Consider the following 22068-nt stretch of genomic DNA (forward strand, 5'->3'; position numbering starts at 1 on the left):
ACGCCGGACGGCCGCGCGCCAACCGCCGTGCCATCCACGTGCCAGTAGCCGGTGTTCCAGGCGGTCACAGCGGTCATGATCGGGTACCACGGCACTCCCGCTGACGAGGCGTTCCGGACAGATCAGACCAGCCGGAAACGATCTTCCAAACTGCAGGTGCATTCCGGCGCCCACGTAGGGGTGTATCGCTGTGGGCAGCTAGAGCAGCGCGAGTTGACCTGGCAGTTCAGGCGGACCGGACAGCACCGCACGGAGCTTGTGGATCTGCGGGAAGTCCCTGGATTCGGCCTTTCCCCATGAGTCCCGCCACTCCGAGTCGTCGCTGAAAACCCGGTCGAGTGCGTCGACTGCCAACTGTGGAAGGTCGTCGTCAAGGTCAAGGGATTCGCCAGCAAGCAGGAAGTCCGGTGCGTATGGCGAGGTTATCGGGTCACCGTCGGGCATGTGAGACGCCACGATCGCTGCCGCAGCGATGGCATAGACGGCATCGTCATGGTCGAGGTATCCGGTGTTGAGCGCTGCCGTCGTCAGGGCAGCACGAACCATTGCCGACCGCGCAGACGGATCGGCATCGTGGAGGTCAACGCACCAGTCGGCAGCAGTGTCGTTGTCAAACGGACCGTCATCCCAGGTGCCCATGCGCTCCTCCCTCTACATGCGCGGTGAGCGGATCATGTTGCCCAAGCGGGGCTGGACGCAAGGGCGCGAGAGTGCTCGGCTGTGCAGCCAGGCCGGCCGACAGGCGTGCATGATCAGCGGCGGCTCTTCTGCGAAGGCAGGGCGGGCACCACGCTTGCGGGACCGCCCATGCGGGTGGTCCTCGGCCGTCTTCGGGCGCCGGCAGTGCTTCGTGCAGAGTACGTGCAATGATCTTAAATCGTCCGGCCCGCGGCCGACGTGGACGTCCAGGTCAAGGGCATGCGCACCAACCCGCCGCGGTCGCCTTCCTAAACCGTGACAACCTCTGCGGGTGCCACCGAGAGGAGCGCTCCGGTGACGACAGCTACCCGAGCGGGTCGTTCCGCGTCGGGTGTTGGTCCCATTCTGGACGCGGCTCTCGCCGACGGCATCGATTCGCCTAGCGCATTTACTAGCATCACCATTCCTTCATCGCCCACTTGGGGGCGCTCGGGTCGTCGGCCTCAAGGCCGGGACGAGGAGTCGACGAAGCGCATGGTGGCCAACGGCAAGAGCCAGTTCGAACGGCTGAGCGAGAGCGGGTACTACGCCGCCGTGGTCGAGGCGAACCGGGCATACCTAAACGTCGCGGTGACCGACCCGGCCGGCACGGAGCGGGAGTACTGGACCCTATCCTGCCTACCGAACACCAAGAGCAACCCGCGCCGGCTGTCCGCGGTGTGCATGCGAACGATGGAGACTTTCGTTCTGCACCAACCGATCGATCCGGAGAACCAGGACCTAGCCGAGGGGTTCATCGTCGTCCGGCGGTCCGTGCTCCGCCGGCACTGGTCGACCAGCCGTGCCCTGGCCCGGGAGTTTCCAGGCCTCACCGAGGAGCCGTCGGACTACCAGGACGCGGGACCGGACCAGGTTCGAGTGTGCGGTCCGTACGACCAGTTGGTCGCGGCGCTCGCCGACGAGCGCTTCGCCGCCGCAGTCCGGCACCTGACCTCCACCCTCCTCACCGCGCGGACCATGCAGGGCGCCGGGCACAGCCCTCGGCTTGTCGACGAGGTACTGGGCCGCGCACGCCCAGCCGCTGAGTGGATCTATCCGGTGAACGACCGGACCGAGGCGTGGGGCTACGACCAGGACGTGCTGGACATGTTCGGGAGCCTGCCAGCCGACGGCGCATACGACGACTGGCACCTCTCCTCCTGCTTCCATCAGATCCGCGCCGGAGACCGAATCTGGGTCTACGCCAGCACCCCGCACCGACGGATCGTGGCCGCCGGGACCGCCTGGGCCGACCCCTACCTCTACGCCGACGGCGACTGTTCGGAGTGGCGGCTGGAAATCCGCTGGGAAGTGCCGCTGACCCGCTTCCTGCTGCGACGCGGCGTGGCGGGGACAGACGTGTTGGAGAAGGTCGTGCAGGGCGTTCGCGCCATACAGCCGGTGGAATCGGACCGCCTGGCCAAAATCCTGGGTGAGGCCCGGGCGCCCGAACCCGAGGTTCTGCCGGAGGGCCGCCGTCGGCGGCTGGCGCAGGTGACGGCCCGACAGGGGCAGGCCGACTTCCGTCGCCGGCTCATCGAGGCATACCAGGGCCGCTGTGTCATCAGCGGTTGCGGCGTGGAGGCGGCACTGCAGGCCGCGCACATCGAGCCGTACGACGGGCCGGCCACCAACCGGGTTTCCAACGGCCTTCTACTCCGAGCGGACCTACACAACCTCTTCGACCAAGGGCTGCTCTGGATCGACGACTCGTATCGAGTCCGGGTTGCGGAAGGACTCGACCACTACGGCGAGTTCGCCGGGGTCGAACTGCCGCTGACGGCGGATCCCGCGCACCGGCCGGACCGGCGGGCGTTGGCGGCGCACCGCCGCGACCACGGCGTTCAGTGACGATTTCCGCAGCCGACCGACACCCGGACGGTGCGGTCGACCGCGGGGCGATACTTACGAGGGGCGAGCACAGAGAATCTCCTGGTCGGGTGTGTCAGGCCATGATCAAAAGTCTCCGAGCTGTCGGGGGAACCTCAGGTCGGCCTGGGCGACTATCAGGTGCGCCGCTACGACGCCTGGTACCGCCACATAACCCTCGCTATGTGCGCCCACGCCTTCCTCGCCGTCACCGGGGCTCAAGAAGGGGCACCGCCGACCGGGCGGACTTGTCCCCCTCAGCCTCGCCGAGACTCGACGTCTCCTGGCACACCTGATCACTCACAGACGAACCCGCGACCACATCAATCGATGGTCATGGTGGGGCGCCGCCATCAGTTCCGAGCCAGAACAAGCCACTACCAGCGACGACAACGACTCAGCCAAGTGCGGCTGGAGTACTAGGCTGCACCGTTTGCCGGTCGGCCTCTGCCTGAGCCGGACAGCAGCCCGCAGCCGGGCAGGGCTGCATCAGCGGGAACGACGTGTCTTCGAGGGCGAGGCTGGCGGCTCAGGTCCCGGCCGGCCCGGTTCAGAGCTGGCGGAGGCCGCGCCTTCAGCGACAGCGATACCCGCTCGCGCGCGATATCGACGTCGAGGATCTGCACGGTGACCGTCTCACCCACGTTGACGACCTCGGACGGGTGCTCGACACGGTGGTCTGCCATTTGCGAGATGTACGGCACCGAAACCAAACCCGTCGCCAAGACCGTCAACGTGCCGTGGCGATCTTCAGCGACTGCCTCACGGACCATCAACGGCGATACGGTCACCGCCCGCTTCGTCCGCGAGCAAAAGACCTACAAGGCGACAGCCCTGGGCGTTGACGTTGCCCGAGGATGGCGTATCACCAGCAGCCAAACCTGGTTCTCCGACACCTACGGCACGGTGGATAAGACCCAGGACAACGGCGTCGCCGCCAGCCCCGGCGATGAGAAGTGTGAGACCCGCACCTACAACCGTAACCTCACCGCGTACTTCCTTCTGACGGTCAAGCAGTCCACCGTCACCGCGCTGCCGTGTGCCACCGCACCCACCACCACCGCCCCTACGACCACGCCAAGACATCGACCTATGTCGACAGCAGCAACATTTCAGGACTGCGGACCGTACGGAAGCCTCACCTTCCGCCATCGCGCCATCACGGAATGCACCCACAACTACGGCTGTGAATTCGGTGGTTTCTCCGGTCACATGGGTGAGCCAGCGGATGACCGACGGCGGCTTCGCCAACTACGACCGCGAGTGGTGGCACTACCGCTGCCGCAGCGGACCGTTCGTCAGGGGTCGAGGCGTGCTTGTGCGTCGGACCCTAAGGACAGCGGGTCACGCCGAGCCGTTGAGGGAGTCGTTGTTGGCGCATCTGAAGCCGAGGTTGCCGGACGAGGAGTCGGGTGTGTTGGCGGAGCGCGCGGCGACCCGGTAGCGGTTGCAGTACGAGTCGTGGCACAGGTACGACCCGCCCCGCATCACCCGCGAGACGCCGGTGCCCGGTCCTTGCGGATCCACCTTCGGCGAGGTGACGTAGTAGCTGGGGTCGAACCAGTCGGCGCACCACTCCCATACATTCCCCGCCATGCACCAGAGGCCGTACCCGTTGGGACTGAACGAATTCACCGGAGCGGTCCCGAGAAAGCCGTCCTCCTCGGAGTTGGCGAGCGGGAACCGGCCCTGCCAGATGTTGCACTGCCAGACTCCGCCGGGCGTCAGCTCGTTTCCCCACACGAACCGCTGACCAGCCAACGTGCCGCGGGCGGCGTACTCCCACTCGGCTTCGGTGGGCAGGCGCTTGCCGGCCCACGAGCAGTACGCCTGCGCGTCGTTCCAGGACACCTGGACCACCGGATGGTCGTGCAGGTGGCCGATGCCGGAGCGTCCGCCACCGGGCCGACGCCAGCACGCACCGCGTACCTCGGCCCACCAGGGCGCGCCGGGAACGGTCCCGACCACGTCGGCCGCCGCGTCCACGAGCAGGTGGAAGACCGCTGAGCTTCCGAATCGCTCCGCGTCGGTGACGTATCCGGTCGCGTCGACGAAGCTGGCGAATGCCGCGTTGGTGACGGCTGTCGTGTCCAGGTGGAAGGTCGACAGTTCCACCTCGTGGACCGGACCCTCCCCGTCTCGGGGATAGCCCTCCGCGAAGGCGTCGCCCATCAGGAACGTGCCCCCGGGCACGCGTACCTGCGAACGGTGGGAGCTGTGCGGAGTCAGAAGGGTTCCGGACGACCGGGCAACGCGCCGCCGCTGGATGCCGGGCGTGCAGCAGTTGCCTTCATCCGGCAGGGGTCGGAGGTGCGGGGCGCGGGGACGTGCGTGGTCGGGCAAGGCCGACGCATCCTTTCCGATGCCGCTGACGTTGGTCAGCGTGATGGCCGGGTGATTCGGATGCCAGTCTCGGCGCTGTCGAGGGAAGCATTCCAGCAGGATTCCGGCTCCGGCCGGCCGACGCGCTGACCGGAGGGGTCGGGGGCAAGAGCCGGGGCAGGTTTGCGCGCCCCGGCTCATGGAATCCTGCTTGATTCCTCGCTCCGCACGACGGTCTTCTTGGCCACTGCGGCCCAGTTGCGTCGGGCCCGCACAGCACCCGTCCCGGCAGGGGAACCCCGGACCGACGGGTACGGAAAACGCCCGGTACGACAGCGGGCCCAGCTATCGTCGACCTGCGCTGACCGGCGGCAGGTGATTGCCGCTTCACCGGAGCGGGACGCTCAGGAGCGTGATTCATGGCGAGCCGAAACCCTCGGCGACCGAACATCCTCTTCGTGCTCAGCGACGACCAGGGACCATGGGCCCTGGGCTGCGCCGGCAACGACGAGATCCAGACGCCACGGCTGGACGCCCTCGCGGCGTCCGGAACCAGGCTGGACAACTTCTTCTGCACGTCCCCGGTGTGCTCCCCGGCCAGGGCGAGCCTGTTCACCGGCCAGATACCCTCCCGACACGGGGTCCACGACTACCTCGACGGGGTGCACGTCGGCCCGGACGCGGTGGACTACCTCGCCGCGCGACGACTGTTCACCGATGAGCTGGCGCAGGCCGGTTACCGCCTGGGGCTGAGCGGCAAATGGCATCTGGGTGCCAACGAACGACCACGGCCCGGTTTCGTCCACTGGTACGCGCACGAGAGCGGTGGCAGCCCGTACCACGGGGCACCGATGTACCGCGACGGACGGCTGGAACCGACGGACGGCTACCTCACCGATGTCCTGGCCGACGACGCGATGGCGTTCCTGCGGGATGAGGCCGGGCGGCCCGAGCCTTTCTACCTGTCGCTGCACTTCACCGCCCCGCACAAGCCGTGGAAGGGCCAGCATCCACCGGAGGTCGAGAGCCTCTACCAGGACTGCGCCTTCACGTCGTGTCCCCAGGAGTCCCCGCATCCCTGGGTCCCGCTGGTGGACGGCGTACCGATCGGGGGTGAGGCGGACACCCGGGCCGCGCTCGTGGGCTACTTCGCCGCGGTCACCGCGATGGACGCCGCCATCGGTCGGGTGCTCGATCTCATCGGGGAACTGGGGCTGACCGGCAGCACCCTGGTGGTGTTCAGCAGCGACAACGGGTTCAACACCGGTCACCACGGCATCTGGGGCAAGGGCAACGGCACCTACCCGCAGAACATGTACGACACCTCCGTGAAGGTTCCGGCGATCATCGCCCAGCCTGGCCGGATCGTGGCCGGACAGGTACGGCCAGAACTGCTCTCGGCCTATGACCTGGGCGCGACCCTGCTGGAGCTGGCCGGGTTGGACGCGCGTCCGTTCGAGCGGGGCCCCGGCCGGTCGTTCGCGGGGCTGCTCACCGGAGCGGACCAGGACGACGACGCCGCGGACCGCCCGATCGTGGTCTACGACGAGTACGGTCCCGTGCGGATGATCCGCACCGCCGACTGGAAGTACGTGCACCGCTACCCCGACGGTCCGCACGAGCTGTACGACCTCGTGCGCGATCCGGGGGAACGGGTCAACCGGGTCGACGACCCCGACAGCCGGGCCGTCGTCACCCGGATGCGCGCCGACCTCGAAGGATGGTTCACCACGCACGCGGATCCCCGGCTCGACGGCCGCCACCTGCCGGTCGTCGGAGCCGGGCAGGTCGGGCCGGTGGGGCGGGACACCTCCGCCGCCTTCCTGCCGCCGAGCTGGGAGGCGGTCACCGGCCTTTCAGCGGGAGCGCCGCGGCGACCCGGTCGAGGGGAAGGTCACGACGGCAGCAACCGCTGCGACTGAACCCATCGCCGGACGCCCGGCGCCAACGTCGCCAGCGACGGTTCGCGCGGGTGCCACGCCCGCTCGTACTCCCAGGAGAGCCATCCGCCGGATCCGCGGTCCCGGATCGCTGCGGCGACCTCCGCGAGGGGGAGCGCACCGGTGGCGGGCGGTCGGGGTGTCAGGTCCGCGCGACTGACCACGTCCTTGATCTGCACGTACGCCAGCCGGTCCGCGAGCAGGTCGAACGAGGCGGCCGGATCCTCCGCGCCGAGCCACGAGTGCAGGACGTCCCAGATGACCACGGCTTCGGCGCACCCCGGCTGATCGATTATTCGCCGTACGTCGGCGGCCCGGCCGTGGCTGTCGTGCGTCTCCAGCGCCACGCGGACGCCGAGCCCGGCAGAGGCCGCGATGATCTGCGCCAGTCGCCGCGCTCCGCGCAGGTCGTCGGCGTCGGTGGCACCGGGGGCGCGCTGGCCGCCGGGAAACACCCGCAGGTAGCTGGCGCCGACGTCGTGCGCCAGCCGGGCGTGGGCGAGCCCGGCCGAGACGATCCCGTCGTCGTCCGCGTCCGGATCGCAGACGCGGACGTAGCTCGCGACGCTGAGGGCCGCGACGCCCGCCGCAGTGAGCTGGCGGGAGACGAGCTGCCGCTGCGGGCCGTCCAGACCGGTGTGTACGGGCTCGTCCGGGCCCGCGCGTAGCTCGACGCCGTCGTAGCCCTGATCGGCGGCGATTTCGACAACGCTCGACAGCGTCATGCCTGGGCAGCCGAGGGTCGAGAAGGCCAGTGGCATGTGCGGTGTCCTCCCAGAAATCCTTCTTGAATGGTCCTTTTCCGAACGGTTGTGATGCCTTTGAGCTTTCATTTCAGGAGGAACGATGCCAGAGCATTCGTCGGGTCTGTCGCGACGTCATGTCCTCTCCACCGTCGCGGCGGGTGTCGCCATTGTCGGCCTGCCGTCGGTTGCCCGGGCAGCCGGGCCGACCGCAGAGCCGACCCGCACCGTCGGCGTCGACCCGTCGACGCTGGAGTCGCGGGCCCTCGCGCTGGAACCACCGGTGTTTCTCTTCGAGACACACGTCCCCGAGCAGGTACGCGCACGGGCTGGCTCACGCCTGAGCATAAGTGCCGACGTGGCGCGGACCGGACAGCACTCCCTGCGCTGGGACTACCAGCCCGCCGGAGTCGTCGAGATGCGCGCGCCGCTGCGCTACGCGCCGAGCGCCTACCAGCGCGGCGGGGACCAGGGCTTCATGGGGACGGTCGACACGTTCTCCCTCTGGCTCTACAACGACCAGCCGGTCGACGATGTCCTGCGCATCGAGTTCGGCCGGGGCTCGGGCGTGGACGCCTGGTGCGAGATCCACCTCGGTTTCCAGGGCTGGCGTACCGCCTGGATCCGCTACCAGTACGACCTGTCGGGGCGTCCCCATCAGGGCATGAACACGGTGCGTCTCGTCGCACCGCGGCGGGTGCCCGCCGGGACCCTGTACCTGGACCAGCTCATCCTCAACAACGAGCTGCGTCCCGACCACCCCACGCCGGACCGTCAGGTTCCCTTCGTCAACGCCGAGTCGGCGCAGGCCGACAACGACCACTGGCTCGGCCTGCTGCGGTTCTCCCGGCTCCTGGCCGCCGCGCCGCCCGCGCCCGAGCCCACCGCAGACGAACTCGCCTCCCTCGCCCGGGTGCGCGCGGCCTACTACGCCGCGGTGCGAAAGGCCGGTGCGGTCACCGACGCGTCGGTGGCGACCCTCGCCACTTCGGTGGAGGCGCTGGGCGTGCCGGCGCGAGGTGAGCGCGGGCGGGGACGTCCGATCATCGGGTACCAGGCCGCCGTCTATCCCGCGCCGATCGCCGCCGAGCTGACCACCTTCGTCGACGGGGTGGAGCTGCGCAAGTACACGGACCTCATGTACCAGTTGGCCACCGCCTACGACGCGGCGACCGGGGCCGGGCACCGCGCCACCCTGGCCGCGCTCTACCTGCGGATGTTCGCCCACCTCCGCGACCAGGGCTGGACGGACGGCAGCGCGCAGGGCACGATCCACCACGTCGGCTACCAGGCGCGCGGGTTCTACAACTCCGTGTACCTGGTGCGCGACATGCTCGCCGGGTCAGGCCTGCTCGATGCCGCCCGGGCCGACCTGGCCTGGTTGACCGGGTTCGGCCGGCTCCGCGACGACTGGACCGACGGCCACCTCTACGGTGGGGTCTTCGACATCGTCAACACGACGATCCAGGGGCTGCTGGGCACCGCACTGCTCGCACCCACGCCGGCGGAGCAGGTCGCCAACCTCAAGCTGCTCAAGGACTGGCTCGACCACGCGCTCACCCCGTCGCCGGGTATCGAGGACGGGTTCAAGGTCGACGGAACCGTGTTCCACCATGTCGGTTTCTACCCTGACTACGCCCGGGACGGCATGTCCGGCGGCTCGCCGACCCTGGTCATGCTCGGTGGCACGGCGTTCGCCGTCTCGAAGGCCGCGCACGAGCGATGGAAGCAGGCGTTGCTGCGGATGCGCGTGTACGCCAACAAGACCCAGTGGCCGCTGTCCATCGCCATGCGACACCCCACCGGCCTCACCGGGCTCAACATCGCCCCGTTCCAGACGATGACCGAGGCAGGCTCGCCGGACGGCTCCTCGGCACTCGATCCCGAGATCGGGGCCGCCTTCCTGCGCCTGCTACCCGAGAAGCCGAGTTCGGCGCAGCAGGCGTTGGCCCGGAAGCTGGCCGCGGCCGGGGTGACGGCGGAGGCCGATCCGGCGGGGAACTGGGCGATGAACTATGCCGCCCTGGCGGTGCAGCGCCGGGACAACTGGCTGGTCGCCGTACGGGGACACAACCGGTACCTGTGGAGCACCGAGATCTACGAGGCCGACAATCTCTACGGCCGCTACGTCACGTACGGCCAGATCCAGGTGATGAGCGGCGGCAACCCGGTGGACAACCGTGGCAGTGGCTTCGCGCAACCTGGCTGGGACTGGAACCGGTGGCCCGGTACCACGACGATCAACCTGCCCTTCTCCGAGCTCAGGGCGGACATGACCGGCACCATCGAGGAGATGCTGCTGTCCGACTCCCGGTTCGCCGGGGCCGGATCGATCGGCGACCGGAACGGCGTGTTCGGCATGGACCTGCATGAGCACCCCAAGTACGACGAGTCGCACCGGGCCCGCAAGTCGGTCTTCCTCTTCGACGACCGGTTGGTCGCGATCGGCACCGCCATCACCAACACCGACGGCCTGCACCCGACCGAGACCACCCTGTTCCAGACCCTGCTACCGCAGACCACCACCCCGCAGTACGACGGCGAACTGGGCGAGATCCGCGCGCTGCCCTACCGGGAGGTCCGTGACCTGGACCGGCCGGTCTGGATGGTCGATCCCCAGGGCATCGGCTACTACCTCCCCGCCGGCCAACGACTCGCCCTCACCCGGGCCACGCAGACCGGCCCCGACGAGGGCGACACCGGCCAGGGATCGGCGGACTTCGCCACGGCATGGCTCGACCACGGCACGGCGCCCGACGCGAAGTCATACGAGTACGCCATGGTCATCCGCGCTGACCAGGACACGATGGCCGACTTCGCGCTCCGGATGGCCGACCCGGGCCGGGCCCCGTACCGGGTGCTGCGCGCCGACGAACAGGCACACGTCGTCTGGGACCGGGAAACCGGGATCACGGGCTACGTGGTGTTCGAGCCGCAGGACCGGCTCGCCGAGGGGCGGTTGGCGGCGGTGGACACCCCCTCGTTGCTGCTGACCTACCACGACGACGCCGATCTCGTGGTCTCGGTCACCGACCCGGACCTGCGGCTCTACAGCGGTCTGGATCCCGACCAGTACGACTCGTCCGGGCAGTTCGTGGGCCGGGTCACGTCGTACTCGCGTCCGTGGCGCCGGTCGCCGAGTCTTCCCCGACCCCTGCGGCTCACCCTGCACGGCCGCTGGCAGCTGACCGAGGAGCACCCACGGGTGACCGTCGAGTCGGTCTCCGCGACGACCGTCCTTCGCGTGCTCTGCCAGCACGGTGAAGGGGTGCGGTTCCGGCTGCGACCGGCGTGATCAGACGACCGGGGCCGCCGCCGTAGGAGTACGGCGGCGGCCCCGGTCGTCTCGGCGCCGGATGCGCGGGGGTCGATGGATGCCCACCGAGTGCGCCTGTTCGAGAGGCGGGGGCGCCGGCACGATTCGCCTTACGCGAGGGCGGCTGAGGTGCGGGGCCGTTCCGCGACCGCCACCGGCCTGCCGAGCATCGCCGACTCGTACGCGGCCAGGACCAGCTCGACCACGTGCCGGCTGTGGTCGAGGCTGACGCGGGACGGCTCACCGGCCACGGCGGCCACGAAGTCGGCGAGCTGGGCGCGGAAGGCGTTCGGGATGTCCGAGCTGCTGGGTTCCAGGATCACGCGGGTGTGACCGTCCCGACGGAGGAAGGTGCCGCGCCGGGGATCGGCGGTGATCACGCCGCGCTCGCAGACCACCATCAGTTCGTCGATCCTGCGCGGCGCGTCGGAGACCACCGATATCGACGCGGACAGCTCGTTCGCCAACTCGAGCTGGATGACGCCGTCCGTCTCCACCGCGACCCCGAAACGCTGTGCGGTGGTCGCGGTCACGCTCACCGCGGTCGCCCCGCCGAGCCAGACCGACCGGTCCAGACAGTGCGCACCGATGTTCATCAGCGCGCCCCCGCCGGCGATCGCCGAGGAGAAGAACCACGCGGAACGCGCACCCGGCCGGTAATCGGTACTGCGGTAGTCGTGCACCATCACCGGAGCGCCGCACTCGCCCTGTGCCAGCAACGCGTCCGCGGCCACCTTCTCGGGCAGGAAGTGCTGGATGTGGCCGATGACCATGGTGACCCCGGCGCTGTCGCACGCGGCCCGCATCGCGTCGCAGTCGGCCAGCGTGGTCGCCATCGGTTTCTCGACCAGCACGTGCAGGCCCAGCTCCGCGGCGTCCAACACCATCTGGCGGTGCAGCGCGTGCGGCGTGTTGACGATGACGGCATCGACCAGGCCGCTGCCGATCAGGTCCCGGTAGTCGGTGAAGGTCGCGGCCCCCAGGGGCGCGGCCACCTTACGGGCGGCCTCCTCGACCAGGTCACAGACCGCGGTGAGACGTACGTGTGGCAGGGACTCGGCGGCGTGCGCGTGCAGACTCGCGACGGCGCCGGCACCGATCAGCCCGATACGCATGAAGCTCCTTGATTCGCGATCGTGTTCATGGGCGCCCGGCCAGGAGGGCGCCGCAGGAGGCGCGGACGACGATGCGTGGCCGCAGACGTATCTGGTGCAGGGGACAGGCGTCCCCCTCAGCCAGCCGGCGTAGCAGCACTTCGGCGGCCATCCGGCCCACGCGGTACTTCGGAGGGGACACCGCGGTCAGCGGCACCTCGGCGACATCGGCGGTCTCGTCGTCGTACGAGACCAGCGCCAGTTGCTCGGGGATGCGGAGGCCACGGCGATGGGCCGCGCCCTCGATGAGGGTGGCTTCCCGGTCGCCGAAGACGAGGGCGGCGGTCACGGCCGAGTCCAGCAACCTGGAGACGAGTTCGTCCGCCAACCCGGGACTCCACCGCTCCTTCACCGCGCAGTGCTGCTGGTCGGCCGGCAGTCCCAGGTCGTGCATGCCCCGTTCGAAGCCCGCCTTCACGGCGGTCCCGGTGGGGTTGTTGCTGCGCGAGAGGAGGGCGATCCGGTCGTGTCCGAGCCGGTGGAGGTGTGCGACCGCGTCGTAGGCACCGGCCTGGTGGTCGGAACACACGTGTTCGGTCCGATCACCGGGGCCGGCGTCAGCCAGCCGCCGCTCCAGCAGGACAGCCGGGACGGGCAGGGACATCAGCTGGTCGGCCCGTCCGCCCGGGTCGTCGAGCCCCAGCAGCGTCGGCACCAGGAGCAGACCGTCGACGCCGGAGTCGAGCAGGAACCGCAGGTCGAGCTCCTCTTCCCGCTGGTCGTAGTGGTAGGTGGACAACTGGAGGCGGGCGCCGGCCGCGGACAGGGCCTCTTCGATGCCCTGCAGGACGCGCGGGTAGTAGCTCTGGGTGTCGGGCACGAGCACGCCGATGGACCACCGGGCACGTGGTTCCCGCCGGTGGGGGACGGCCACGAAACTCCCGGCACCCTGCCGGCGAACGACGAGCCCCTGCCCGACCAGTTCCTCGTACGCGCGACGGACGGTGGTGATGGAGAGCCCGGTGTCCCTCGCCAGTTGGCTCTCAGTCGGCAATTTGGTGCCCGCCGCCCAGTCCCCGGCCAGAATCCCGCGTCGCAGGTCGCCGGCGAGCTGCTGGAACTTGAGGTCCCGGGTGACGGCGTCGCGCGCCCGGCTTCTGCGGGGAGCGGTATCTGGTTGCGTCGCCGTCATGCCGTTTCCCGCCCCCCTCCTCAGTGGAACCTGGACCCGTCGTCGCGGGTCATGCGTCCGCCCATTCTCTCCGCATCCGAGGAAGGATTAAAGACGCAATAGCGAAGGACTTCTGGGCGGTTTCTGCCTCGTCGGGTGGTCTGAAGGGTGTGGAGTTGGTTGTCCATTCTCGGGCAACCGAAGCCTGTTACGGCGTCTCTGGCCGTTAATCGGCAGGTCCGGCGCGTCGGCCGGAGAAATGTCTTGCTGGTTCGATGCCCGTGTGTCGGCAGAATTACTTCTTGAATCCTCTCTTTGTGAGCCGGAACATTTCGTGAACCGCAGCATGCTGGCTGCCCTGTGTACGGGAGGTGTAGTTCGTGGCAACCCGAGTTGGTAGAGCGCGATGGTCCGCGATGCTCGCGGCTGGTGTCGCGACGGCCGTCGCGCTGGCGGTGACCGGTTGCTCCGGGTCGGCCGGGGAGCAGTCGGGCCAGGAGTTCACGTACTGGTCCATGTGGAAGAGCGGCGAGCCGCAGCAGGCGGTGCTCGCCGACGCCATCGCCGACTTCGAGAAGCAGCACGACGTCAAGGTCAAGGTGCAGTGGCAGGGCCGGACCAACCTGCAGAAGCTGGTGCCCGCGCTCAACACGAACGACGTGCCGGACCTCGTCGACGGCCCGTACGTCAAGATGTACCCCGCGCTGGTGGCGACGGAGCAGGCCCGCGGCCTGGGCGAGGCGTACGCGGCGAGCGTCGACGGCAAGCCCGTTGGCGATCTGCTTCCCGCGAAGTTGCTGCAGAACGTCAACATCAAGTACCCCGACGGCCAGCCGTGGATGCTGCCCTACCAGATCCAGTCGGACGCGATCTGGTTCAACGCGGCGAAGCACCCCGAGTTGACGACCAACCCGCCCAAGACCTGGGACGAGTTCATCGCCCTGCTGGACCGGCTCAAGGCCGCGGGCGAGGTGCCGCTCGCCGCCGACGGTGACGTGGCCGGCTACAACATCTTCTACTTCATGACCCTCATGGTCCGAAACGGTGGGCCCGGAGCGCTGATGAAGCTGGCGTCGGACAAGTCGGGCGCGGCGTGGGACGACCCGGCGGTGCTGGACGCCGCCAAGAAGGTCGAGCAGTTGGTCAAGGGCGGCTACCTCATCAAGGGCTACCAGGCCAGCAAGTGGCCGGCCCAGCAGCAGAAGTGGGCGAGCGACGAGGCTGCCCTCTCGTTCATGGGCTCCTGGATGCCCACCGAGTCGGCCAGCTACGCCGCCGACGGATTCCAGTTCGGGTCCTTCCAGTTCCCGACCACCGGTACCCAGGACAGCGTGCGCTCCGACGTCACCGGTTTCGCCGTTCCGAAGAAGGCGAAGAACGCCGAGCTGGCACAGGAGTTCGCCGCGTTCTTCCTGAGCAAGAAGTACCAGGACGCGAGCGGCGTCGAGGCCAAGTTCCTGCCGATCCGCAGTGACGCGAGCACCGCGCCCGAGCTGGCCAGCGTGAAGAAGGCGCTCGACGGTGCCTCGTCGTACCACCAGCAGGTGGATGGGGTCGCCTTCCCCGGGTACAACGAGAAGGTCCTCTACCCCAATGACGACGAGCTGTTCCTGGGCAAGATCTCGGCGGAGCAGTTCGTGAGCAAGATGAAGGCCGCGCAGGTCGCGTACTGGAAGACGCAGGGCTGATGGCGACGAGGGTCCTGCCGCGCGCGAGCTCGCCCGAAACCCGTCCGAAGTCGGCCCGACGCGGGGGGTCCCTCGCCGATCAGCGACGGCGCCTGCTGGTTCCGTTCGTGGGTCCGGCCCTGCTGCTCTACCTCGTCCTGTTCGTCATTCCGATCTTCGGGGCGGTGTGGATCAGCTTCCACAAGTGGGCCGGATCGGGGCCGATGGCCTGGACCGGGATCGACAACTACCGGCAACTGGTGCAGGACCCGCTGTTCCGGCAGTCCCTCGGCAACACGTTGAAGCTGCTGTTCGTGGTGGGCATCGCGATCTTCGTGCTCAGCTTCGCGATGGCGCTGATCCTGCGGGACATGGCGGGCCGCAAGATCGTACGTTCCGTCATCTTCTTCCCGCACCTGGTCAACGCCCTGGTCTACGGCATCCTCGTCGGCTTCATCTTCAATCCGGACGGTTTGACCAACTCACTGCTCAAGCCTCTCGGAGTCAACAACCCGCCGCAGTGGCTGGCGCAGGAGAATTTGTTTCCGCTCATCATGGTGACCATGGTGTGGATGACCACCGGTTACTACACCACCATCCTGATGGCGGGGGTGGACCGGATCCCGGTCTACTACTACGAGGACTGCGCGCTGGCGGGCGCGAACGCGTGGCAGCGACTGCGGCACGTCGTCCTCCCGCTGACCTGGGACGTGTTCGGCGTCTGCGCGGTGTTGTGGACGATCTCCTCGGTGAAGATCTTCGAGATCATCTGGATCTTCGGCGCCAGCAACGGAAGCGGAGTTCCGCCGACCCAGACCTGGACGGCGGCGGTCTACACCTATGTGACCGCGTTCTCCGGCGACTCCATTCCGGCCTATGGCGCTGCCACGGCATCGGCGGTTGTCTCCCTCTTCCTGGTGACCGTGCTTGTCGTCCTGCTCCGGCGCGTGATGCGTCGTGACGTCATCGAGTTCTGAAGGGCACGAGATGCGTACACCCTCCGCGTCCCCGTCCACCCGCCGGTGGCGGGCCCGCCGGCGAGGTCCCGTCTCACTGAGCGGGACGGGACCCATGCGCCGCCTCGGGGCCGGGCTCATGTGGTTGATCGTGCTGCTCAATGTCGCCTTCCTCGCCTGGATGGTCCTGCAGGCGTTCCGCGACACCCGGTCGATCCTCGCCACGCCCTGGGGGCTGCCGAAGACGTTCTCGCTCGAGAACTTCGTCGAAGCCTGGACCGTCAGCGACTTCGCCACGGCGGCGTGGAACAGCACCTGGGTCACCCTGGTGTCCTCGGTGCTGACGGTCGCCGTGGCGGCCCCCGCCGCCTACTACCTGAGCAGGCAGGAATCCTCGCTCAGCCGGGGGCTCACGCTGTTCTTCGTCCTGGGACTCGGGGTCCCCGTCCAGGTCATCCTGATCCCCCTGTTCGTCATGCTCAACTCGGTAGAGCTGGTCGACAGCCTCGTCGGTCTCAACCTGGTCTACATCGGCCTCTCCATGCCGTTCACGGTCTTCCTGCTGACCGGGTTCTTCCGCTCGCTGCCCCTGGAGTTGGAGGAGGCCGCCGCACTGGACGGCGCGTCGCCGGCGCGGGTCTTCTGGCAGGTCATGCTGCCGGTCGCGAAGGGCGGCATGCTGACCGCGTTCGTCCTCCAGGTCATCGGGCACTGGAACGAAACGCTGTTGTCCGTGACGCTGCTGCACTCGACCGAGAACTACACCCTGCCGGTTGCACTCATATCGTTCGTCCAGCAGCAGACGTACAGCGGTGCCGACTGGGGAGGCCTTTTCGCGGGGCTGTGCATCATCGTCATTCCCATGCTCGCCGTCTACGTGTGGCTCGGCCGGCGGTTGACCGAGGGACTGACCCTGGGCATGGGCAAGTGACAATTTCTCTCCGATTCCGGGTCGGCCCGGTCGGCGAGTGACCGTCTCGATTTTCACCCGGTCCACCGGATCGGCCGTCCGCCGAGTTCCGGAAATGTGCAAGGCGTTTGTCGATCTTCTATGTCGGAGAGAGTGGTCATGGCTGGTGGTGTGGGATGTCATCTTCTCCGCGAGGTGTTCGGTCAGCCGGACGACTGGTCGGGCGTGGTGTCGCGGGTGGCTGAATTCGCCGGCGCTCTTCCGCGTCCCGGTGTTCGGACGGCGGTCGTCGGTTGTGGGACGTCGTTCTACATGGCGCAGGCGTACGCGGCGTTGCGGGAGCGGGCGGGGCTGGGCGAGACCGACGCGTTCGCGGCGAGTGAGCACCGGCTTGGTCGGGGTTACGACGCGGTGCTGGTGATCAGCCGGTCGGGTACGACGACCGAGGTGATCGAGATTCTGAAATCGCTTCGGGAGCGTGGCGTGCGGACGTCGGCGATCGTGGCGACCGACGGAACGCCGGTGACCCGGCTGGCGGACCAGGTGATCCTGCTCAGCGAGGTGGATGAGTCGTCCGTCGTGCAGACCCGGTTCGCCACCTCCGCTCTGGCTCTGCTGCGGGCGTCGTTGGGGGAGGACCTCACCGGTGCGGTCGCGGACGTGGCGGCGGTGCTGGCTGAGGAGGAGCAGGCGTTGGCCGGGTTGGTCGACGCCGGGCAGATCACCTTCCTGGGGTCGGGTTGGACGGTGGGGCTCGCCGAGGAGGCGGCGCTGAAGTTGCGGGAGTCGGCGCAGTGCTGGACCGAGTCGTACCCGGCCATGGAGTACCGGCACGGGCCGATCAGCGTGGCCGAGCCGGGGCGGGTGACGTGGGCGCTGGGTGCCGTTCCGGACGGGTTGGCGGAGCAGGTGCGCGCGACCGGGGCGCGGTTCGAGCATCGGGACATCGACCCGATGGCGGAGTTGGTGCGGGTGCACCGGCTGTGCCTGGCCAAGGCCGCCCGGGCCGGGCTCGATCCGGACCGTCCCCGGCACCTGACCCGTTCGGTCATCCTCGATCCGTCGGCGGGGCGGTAGCGTGGCCGACACCCTCGAGGTGGTCGCGGCCATCGACGTCGGTGGCACCCGGGTCAAGGCCGCACTGGTCGACCGGTCCTTCGGGCAGGTGGCCCGACTGACCTGCCCGACGCCGCCCGACATCGCCCAGCGAGTTGGAGCGGTGGCGGCCGATGTCGTGTCGGAGTTGCTCGACGGCGTTCCCGGCGGGGGTGTGCGGCCGATGCTGGTGGGGTGCGGCGTCGTCGTGCCGGGGTTGGTCGACGAGCGGCGTGGGGTCGGCCGGTTGTCGGTCAATCTGGGATGGCGTGACCTGCCGGTCGCCGAGTCGGTCGGTGCCGCCCTCGGCGTCCCGACGGTGGCGGGACACGACGTGCGGGCGGGGCTGTTGGCCGAGGCCCGGCTGGGTGCCGCGCGCGGCGCTCCTGACGTGGTGTTCGTTCCCGTCGGCACCGGGATCGCCGGAGCGCTGATGCTCGACGGTCGTCTGGTCGCCGCCGGCGGGTGGGCGGGCGAGCTCGGCCATGTCGTGGCGGATCCGCGCGGACCGCGGTGTGGTTGCGGCGGTCGGGGATGCCTGGAGGCGATCAGTTCGGCGGCAGCCGTCGAACGGGAGTACGCCAGCGGGAGCGGGCAGCGGGTCTCCGCCGAGGTCGTGGCCGCTCGCGCGGCCGACGGTGATCCGCTTGCCGGCGCGGTATGGGCGCGCGCCGTCGACGCCCTGGCCCGGGCGATCGCCACGACGGTCAGCATCACCGGTGTCGAGCTGGTGCTGATCGGGGGCGGGCTGGCCGAGAGCGGGGACATGCTGCTGGCGCCGCTGCGGCGGGCCGTCGACGACCTGCTCACCTTCCAGCGCCGCCCCCGCCTGGAACGGGCCGCGCTCGGCGACCGCGCGGGCTGCCTGGGAGCCGCCTGCCTCGCCTGGGAGGCGCTGTGATCATCACGGTGACGCTGAACGCCGCGCTCGACATCACCTACGAAGTGGCCGACCTGGCGCTGTGGGGCAGTCACCGGGTCAGCGCGGTTCGTCAGCGGGCTGGTGGCAAGGGGGTCAACGTCGCGTCGGTGCTCTCCACGTTCGGGATCGCCGTGACCGCGACCGGGCTGGTGGGCGGCGGAACCGGGGCGGCGATCCGCGCGGACCTCGATGCCAGAGGGGTGCGTCACGCGTTCGGGGACTGCGCGGGGGAGAGCCGGCGCACGGTGAACGTGGTCTCGACCGCCTCTGGCGACGCCACGATCTTCAACGAACCTGGCCCCGTCGTCACAGCCGGCGAGTGGCGATCCTTTACGTCGTGGCTGGACGGGCTGGTCCGTGAGTCCGGCGCGGACGTCGTCGTGGCCTCCGGCAGCCTTCCCCCGGGCGCGCCGGTCGACGCGTACGCCCAGATCGTCGAGCTTGTCCGCGCGCGCAACGCGCGTTGCGTCGTCGACGCCGACGGGGAACCGCTGCGGCGCGCACTGGCTGCCGGGCCCGATGTCGTCAAACCCAACCTCGCCGAACTACGCGCGGTGACCGGCGTCGCCGCGCCGCTGCGCGGCGCGGCGGTGCTGCGGCGGCTCGGGGCCCGCGACGTCGTGGTGTCCCTGGGCGCGGACGGTGTGCTCGTGGTGCCCGCTGACGGGCCGGCCTACCGCGCCGCCGCCGGCCAGCGGCTGGCGGGCAACCCGACGGGCGCCGGTGACGCGGCGGTCGCCGCGATCGCCGCCGGGCTCGCGCGGGGACACGACTGGCCGCGGGTGATGGGTGAGGTTGTGGGGTGGTCCGCCGCTGCGGTGCTCAGCCGGGTCGCGGGCGAGGTCCGCCCTGTCGAGGCGGCGCGGTTGGCGGCAATGGTACGAATCGAGGAGACAGATGACGCTGGCAAGGCTTGACGAGGTGCTCCGGGACGCGCTGCGGGATGGGCGCGGTGTGGGCGCGTTCAACGTGATCCAGATAGAGCATGCCGAGGCTCTGGTGGCGGCTGCCGAGCGTGCACGCCTGCCGGTGGTGTTGCAGATCAGCGAGAACGCGGTGCGGTACCACGGCTCGCTGGCGCCGATCGCGCTGGCCACAAAGGCGATTGCACAGCAGTCGGAGGTCGTGTGCGTCCTCCACCTCGACCACGCAACGAGTGAACAGCTCGTCGACGAGGCGGTCGCCCTGGGGTTCACGTCGGTCATGTTCGACGGCTCGCGGCTGGACGACGAGACGAACCGGGCGGTGACCCGGTCGGTGGTGCGGCGGTGCCGCGGGGCCGGGGTGAGCGTCGAGGCCGAGCTGGGTGAGGTGGGTGGCAAGGATGGCGTGCACGCCCCGGGCGTACGCACGGACCCCGACGCCGCCGCGCGGTTCGTCGCGGACACGGGAGTGGACGCGCTGGCGGTCGCCGTCGGCTCGTCGCATGCCATGACCAGTCGAACGGCCCACCTCGATCTTGATCTGGTGGCGGCCATCCGCGCGCGGGTGCCGGTCCCGTTGGTGTTGCACGGGTCGTCCGGAGTGGCCGATGACCAGTTACGGGCGGCGGTGGCCGCGGGCATGACGAAGATCAACATAGCTACCCACCTGAACAAGGTGTTCACCCGTGCGGTCCGTGGATACCTGGATGACGAGCCAGGCACCGTGGACACCCGCAAGTATCTGGCGCAGGGACGTTCGGCTGTCGCGGACGAGGCCGCGCGCTTGCTCGAGCTGATCGCGATGCGGACGGATGTCACGGTTTGAGGAGACGTCATCGGGACGGCGGGTCCGGTCCGGAAACTTCCAGATCGACCAGGACGTCACCGATGCGATCCGCGTCGACCCGGAGCACCGACGGAAGCTGCCGCACGTGAACAAGCGCCACGGCTCGTACTGCAATCGCTACCGGGTCGCCGCTCGCACCATGTCGACCCCCGACAGCACCAGCGGCAACACCGGTTTCCGCCGCGTCGCCGACGAGCCGGGACCGGTCCGATGAACTCCGAACGCCTGGACGTGGACGTGCGGTTCCTGCTCGCCAACGAGCGCACCCTGCTCGCCTGGCTGCGTACGGCGCTGACGATGTTGGCCGGGGGAGTGGCGCTGCTGCACCTGTCGGACACGCGCCCGGTGGCGACCGCGACGGCGTTGGGGATCTTCGCGCTCGGCATCGTCACAGCGATCATCGGCTACCTGCGCTACCGAGCCGCAGGCGAGGCGATCCGGGCCGGTGACCTGCCCCCGTCCGGGCGCGGCGGGGTGCTGGTCACCGTCGGGGTGGTGGTGATCGCAACGGTGATCGTGGCCGTCCACCTCGCCGGGCTGGGCTGAACTGCGACTCGGGACGCCCACGCCGGGCTGCTGCTGGGTCGACCGGCAACCGCTGAATGGCCACGACGGCTCGTGCCGTCGTAACCGTCACGTCATGTGGAGCGCACGTTCAGGTCACCGAGTGTGACCAGGATGATCGCAGTGGTGAAGGCGTAGACGTAGCGTTCGCGGGTGTACCCGAACGGGTGCGGCGCCCACGGGCCGCGGAGGGCGCGTCTGCCGCCGAGCATCAGTGCCTGGTTCGTGGAGTCCGCCGCGGAGTGCACGCCCTTCGCGAGCATCGGCGCCGAGCCGGTGGCCGCTGCGGCGACGAACTTGCTCACCGCGATGCCCAGGTTCGCGACGAGCGCCGTCACCACGCCGTTGACTGCCACGACGCGGATGTTGGTCGTCGCCGAGGTGCGGTGCTGCCGGCCGGCATCGTTGCCGCAGCGGCTCGCGGTATCCCTGGCATGACCGCGAGGAGAGGACTGTCGTGATGCGACGGAGCTGGTTGGCGAGGGTCCTGGCGGTGGTGGTGGCGGTGGCCGCGACGGGGGCGTGTTGGCCGCCCCGGCGCGGGCCGCGGACCCGCCGCTGCTTTTTCAGCTGCGCTCGGAGCTCTACGGCACCTGCGGCGCTACGGACGCCGGCAGCCTGTACCGGATTCGGGGCGCGGACTGCGACGTGCTGAGCCTGCCGCAACGGTAGATCTTCGACCCCGCTGACCAAGCGGGTCACGAACGGGCGGCTCAGCCCTGGCCGGCCGCTGCCTCGCCCTGGCCGACGAGTTCGTCAACAGCGAAATCCGCATGCTGCCCGGCGCCGCGGACGACGACCGGCAGAAGTGGACGACGTACCGGTTCACCCCCGACGGCTGCCTGACGCTGCGGCCCCTGTTCGACAACGGGTTCGGCCAGTGGACGGTGCTCACCAGCGAGGGGACGGCCGCCGGGCAGGCGCTGCTGACCTTCGGCGTCACCTCGCGCCCCTGCCTGACGTTCCCGCTGCTCTCGGCGTGACGGGACGCGCCCCGCGAGCCGGGGACGGCGGGGCCGGGTCGCACCGGTCCCGCCGTCCGTCACCTCCC

Annotated in this window: 20 protein-coding genes and 1 pseudogene; 14 read left to right on the top strand and 7 right to left on the bottom strand. The window is 69.3% G+C overall.

From position 1 onward, the window contains the following. Positions 1 to 198: 198 nt before the first annotated feature. Positions 199 to 639 (bottom strand): DUF4259 domain-containing protein, encoded by a 441-nt coding sequence (locus ABZ809_RS19650; protein WP_357563979.1) that lies wholly within the window; start codon positions 637 to 639, stop codon positions 199 to 201. Positions 640 to 993: 354 nt separating this feature from the next. Here ABZ809_RS19650 and ABZ809_RS19655 point away from each other — a divergent pair, with 354 nt between their 5' ends. Next, positions 994 to 2529, top strand: a complete 1536-nt coding sequence (locus ABZ809_RS19655) for an HNH endonuclease (RefSeq protein WP_357563980.1) — start codon at positions 994 to 996, stop codon at positions 2527 to 2529. 126 nt (positions 2530 to 2655) lie between these two features. Further along, positions 2656 to 2970, top strand: a pseudogene (locus ABZ809_RS19660) (hypothetical protein); the annotation flags it as partial. Here ABZ809_RS19660 and ABZ809_RS19665 read toward each other — a convergent pair. Continuing rightward, entirely contained in the window at positions 2967 to 3338 is a 372-nt protein-coding gene (locus tag ABZ809_RS19665; RefSeq protein ID WP_357563982.1) for a S1 RNA-binding domain-containing protein, read from the bottom strand. The pseudogene ABZ809_RS19660 and the gene ABZ809_RS19665 sit on opposite strands and share 4 nt — an antisense overlap. Before the next feature lie 553 nt (positions 3339 to 3891). Further along, positions 3892 to 5070, bottom strand: a complete 1179-nt coding sequence (locus tag ABZ809_RS19670) for a formylglycine-generating enzyme family protein (RefSeq protein ID WP_357563984.1) — start codon at positions 5068 to 5070, stop codon at positions 3892 to 3894. 218 nt (positions 5071 to 5288) lie between these two features. On the opposite strand from ABZ809_RS19670, the gene ABZ809_RS19675 reads away from it, so the two are divergent. Then, a complete protein-coding gene (locus ABZ809_RS19675; RefSeq protein ID WP_357563985.1) occupies positions 5289 to 6791 on the top strand; it encodes a sulfatase-like hydrolase/transferase in 1503 nt (500 codons plus the stop codon). Here the strand turns inward: ABZ809_RS19675 and ABZ809_RS19680 are convergent. Continuing rightward, positions 6764 to 7570: a sugar phosphate isomerase/epimerase family protein gene (locus ABZ809_RS19680; protein WP_357563987.1), complete on the bottom strand. Its 807-nt coding sequence runs from the start codon at positions 7568 to 7570 to the stop codon at positions 6764 to 6766. The genes ABZ809_RS19675 and ABZ809_RS19680 overlap by 28 nt on opposite strands. An 85-nt stretch (positions 7571 to 7655) precedes the next feature. Here ABZ809_RS19680 and ABZ809_RS19685 point away from each other — a divergent pair, with 85 nt between their 5' ends. After that, positions 7656 to 10847: a chondroitinase family polysaccharide lyase gene (locus ABZ809_RS19685; protein ID WP_357563989.1), complete on the top strand. Its 3192-nt coding sequence runs from the start codon at positions 7656 to 7658 to the stop codon at positions 10845 to 10847. Between the two features lie 131 nt (positions 10848 to 10978). Here the strand turns inward: ABZ809_RS19685 and ABZ809_RS19690 are convergent, their stop codons facing one another. Continuing rightward, complete coding sequence (locus ABZ809_RS19690; protein ID WP_357563991.1) at positions 10979 to 11983, bottom strand: Gfo/Idh/MocA family oxidoreductase; 1005 nt, start codon at positions 11981 to 11983, stop codon at positions 10979 to 10981. Between the two features lie 25 nt (positions 11984 to 12008). After that, positions 12009 to 13154 (bottom strand): substrate-binding domain-containing protein, encoded by a 1146-nt coding sequence (locus ABZ809_RS19695; RefSeq protein ID WP_357563992.1) that lies wholly within the window; start codon positions 13152 to 13154, stop codon positions 12009 to 12011. Positions 13155 to 13549: 395 nt separating this feature from the next. On the opposite strand from ABZ809_RS19695, the gene ABZ809_RS19700 reads away from it, so the two are divergent. From ABZ809_RS19700 to ABZ809_RS19740, 9 genes are all read left to right on the top strand, one after another. Then, positions 13550 to 14821, top strand: coding sequence for an ABC transporter substrate-binding protein (locus tag ABZ809_RS19700; RefSeq protein WP_357563993.1), 1272 nt, complete (start codon positions 13550 to 13552; stop codon positions 14819 to 14821). Between the two features lie 107 nt (positions 14822 to 14928). Next, complete coding sequence (locus ABZ809_RS19705) at positions 14929 to 15777, top strand: sugar ABC transporter permease (protein ID WP_357563994.1); 849 nt, start codon at positions 14929 to 14931, stop codon at positions 15775 to 15777. Positions 15778 to 15871: 94 nt separating this feature from the next. Then, positions 15872 to 16687 (top strand): carbohydrate ABC transporter permease, encoded by an 816-nt coding sequence (locus ABZ809_RS19710; RefSeq protein WP_357563995.1) that lies wholly within the window; start codon positions 15872 to 15874, stop codon positions 16685 to 16687. 138 nt (positions 16688 to 16825) lie between these two features. Continuing rightward, positions 16826 to 17743 carry an SIS domain-containing protein gene (locus ABZ809_RS19715; protein ID WP_357563996.1) on the top strand — a complete coding sequence of 306 codons (918 nt, stop codon included), beginning with the start codon at positions 16826 to 16828 and terminating at the stop codon, positions 17741 to 17743. Position 17744: 1 nt separating this feature from the next. Beyond that, positions 17745 to 18662, top strand: coding sequence for an ROK family protein (locus ABZ809_RS19720; protein ID WP_357563997.1), 918 nt, complete (start codon positions 17745 to 17747; stop codon positions 18660 to 18662). Then, entirely contained in the window at positions 18659 to 19600 is a 942-nt protein-coding gene (locus ABZ809_RS19725; protein ID WP_357563998.1) for a hexose kinase, read from the top strand. The genes ABZ809_RS19720 and ABZ809_RS19725 overlap by 4 nt, the downstream gene beginning before the upstream one ends. Further along, entirely contained in the window at positions 19581 to 20432 is an 852-nt protein-coding gene (locus tag ABZ809_RS19730; protein ID WP_357563999.1) for a class II fructose-bisphosphate aldolase, read from the top strand. Before ABZ809_RS19725 ends, ABZ809_RS19730 begins: the two co-directional genes overlap by 20 nt. After that, complete coding sequence (locus ABZ809_RS19735) at positions 20419 to 20667, top strand: hypothetical protein (protein ID WP_357564000.1); 249 nt, start codon at positions 20419 to 20421, stop codon at positions 20665 to 20667. The genes ABZ809_RS19730 and ABZ809_RS19735 overlap by 14 nt, the downstream gene beginning before the upstream one ends. After that, positions 20664 to 20999 carry a DUF202 domain-containing protein gene (locus ABZ809_RS19740; RefSeq protein WP_357564001.1) on the top strand — a complete coding sequence of 112 codons (336 nt, stop codon included), beginning with the start codon at positions 20664 to 20666 and terminating at the stop codon, positions 20997 to 20999. Before ABZ809_RS19735 ends, ABZ809_RS19740 begins: the two co-directional genes overlap by 4 nt. 92 nt (positions 21000 to 21091) lie before the next feature. Here the strand turns inward: ABZ809_RS19740 and ABZ809_RS19745 are convergent, their stop codons facing one another. Continuing rightward, on the bottom strand, positions 21092 to 21373 hold the full coding sequence (locus tag ABZ809_RS19745) for a cation transporter (protein ID WP_357564002.1): 282 nt from the start codon (positions 21371 to 21373) through the stop codon (positions 21092 to 21094). Between the two features lie 417 nt (positions 21374 to 21790). Between ABZ809_RS19745 and ABZ809_RS19750 the strand changes: the two genes are divergently transcribed. Continuing rightward, positions 21791 to 22000 (top strand): hypothetical protein, encoded by a 210-nt coding sequence (locus tag ABZ809_RS19750; RefSeq protein WP_357564003.1) that lies wholly within the window; start codon positions 21791 to 21793, stop codon positions 21998 to 22000. Positions 22001 to 22068: the final 68 nt, after the last annotated feature.

It is taken from the genome of Micromonospora sp. NPDC047074 (assembly GCF_040643815.1).
In the GTDB taxonomy this organism is placed as follows: Bacteria; Actinomycetota; Actinomycetes; order Mycobacteriales; family Micromonosporaceae; genus Micromonospora.

Bases quoted from the DNA above. Each gene is read 5' to 3' on its own strand.
- ABZ809_RS19710 (WP_357563995.1), top strand. From the start codon at position 15,872: ATGCGCCGCCTCGGGGCCGGGCTCATGTGGTTGATCGTGCTGCTCAAT.
- ABZ809_RS19735 (WP_357564000.1), top strand. From the start codon at position 20,419: ATGTCACGGTTTGAGGAGACGTCATCGGGACGGCGGGTCCGGTCCGGA.
- ABZ809_RS19690 (WP_357563991.1), bottom strand. From the start codon at position 11,983: ATGCGTATCGGGCTGATCGGTGCCGGCGCCGTCGCGAGTCTGCACGCG.
- ABZ809_RS19715 (WP_357563996.1), top strand. From the start codon at position 16,826: ATGGCTGGTGGTGTGGGATGTCATCTTCTCCGCGAGGTGTTCGGTCAG.
- ABZ809_RS19740 (WP_357564001.1), top strand. From the start codon at position 20,664: ATGAACTCCGAACGCCTGGACGTGGACGTGCGGTTCCTGCTCGCCAAC.
- ABZ809_RS19680 (WP_357563987.1), bottom strand. From the start codon at position 7,570: ATGCCACTGGCCTTCTCGACCCTCGGCTGCCCAGGCATGACGCTGTCG.
- ABZ809_RS19675 (WP_357563985.1), top strand. From the start codon at position 5,289: ATGGCGAGCCGAAACCCTCGGCGACCGAACATCCTCTTCGTGCTCAGC.
- ABZ809_RS19730 (WP_357563999.1), top strand. From the start codon at position 19,581: ATGACGCTGGCAAGGCTTGACGAGGTGCTCCGGGACGCGCTGCGGGAT.
- ABZ809_RS19695 (WP_357563992.1), bottom strand. From the start codon at position 13,154: ATGACGGCGACGCAACCAGATACCGCTCCCCGCAGAAGCCGGGCGCGC.
- ABZ809_RS19700 (WP_357563993.1), top strand. From the start codon at position 13,550: ATGCTCGCGGCTGGTGTCGCGACGGCCGTCGCGCTGGCGGTGACCGGT.
- ABZ809_RS19750 (WP_357564003.1), top strand. From the start codon at position 21,791: ATGCTGCCCGGCGCCGCGGACGACGACCGGCAGAAGTGGACGACGTAC.
- ABZ809_RS19685 (WP_357563989.1), top strand. From the start codon at position 7,656: ATGCCAGAGCATTCGTCGGGTCTGTCGCGACGTCATGTCCTCTCCACC.
- ABZ809_RS19650 (WP_357563979.1), bottom strand. From the start codon at position 639: ATGGGCACCTGGGATGACGGTCCGTTTGACAACGACACTGCTGCCGAC.
- ABZ809_RS19670 (WP_357563984.1), bottom strand. From the start codon at position 5,070: ATGAGCCGGGGCGCGCAAACCTGCCCCGGCTCTTGCCCCCGACCCCTC.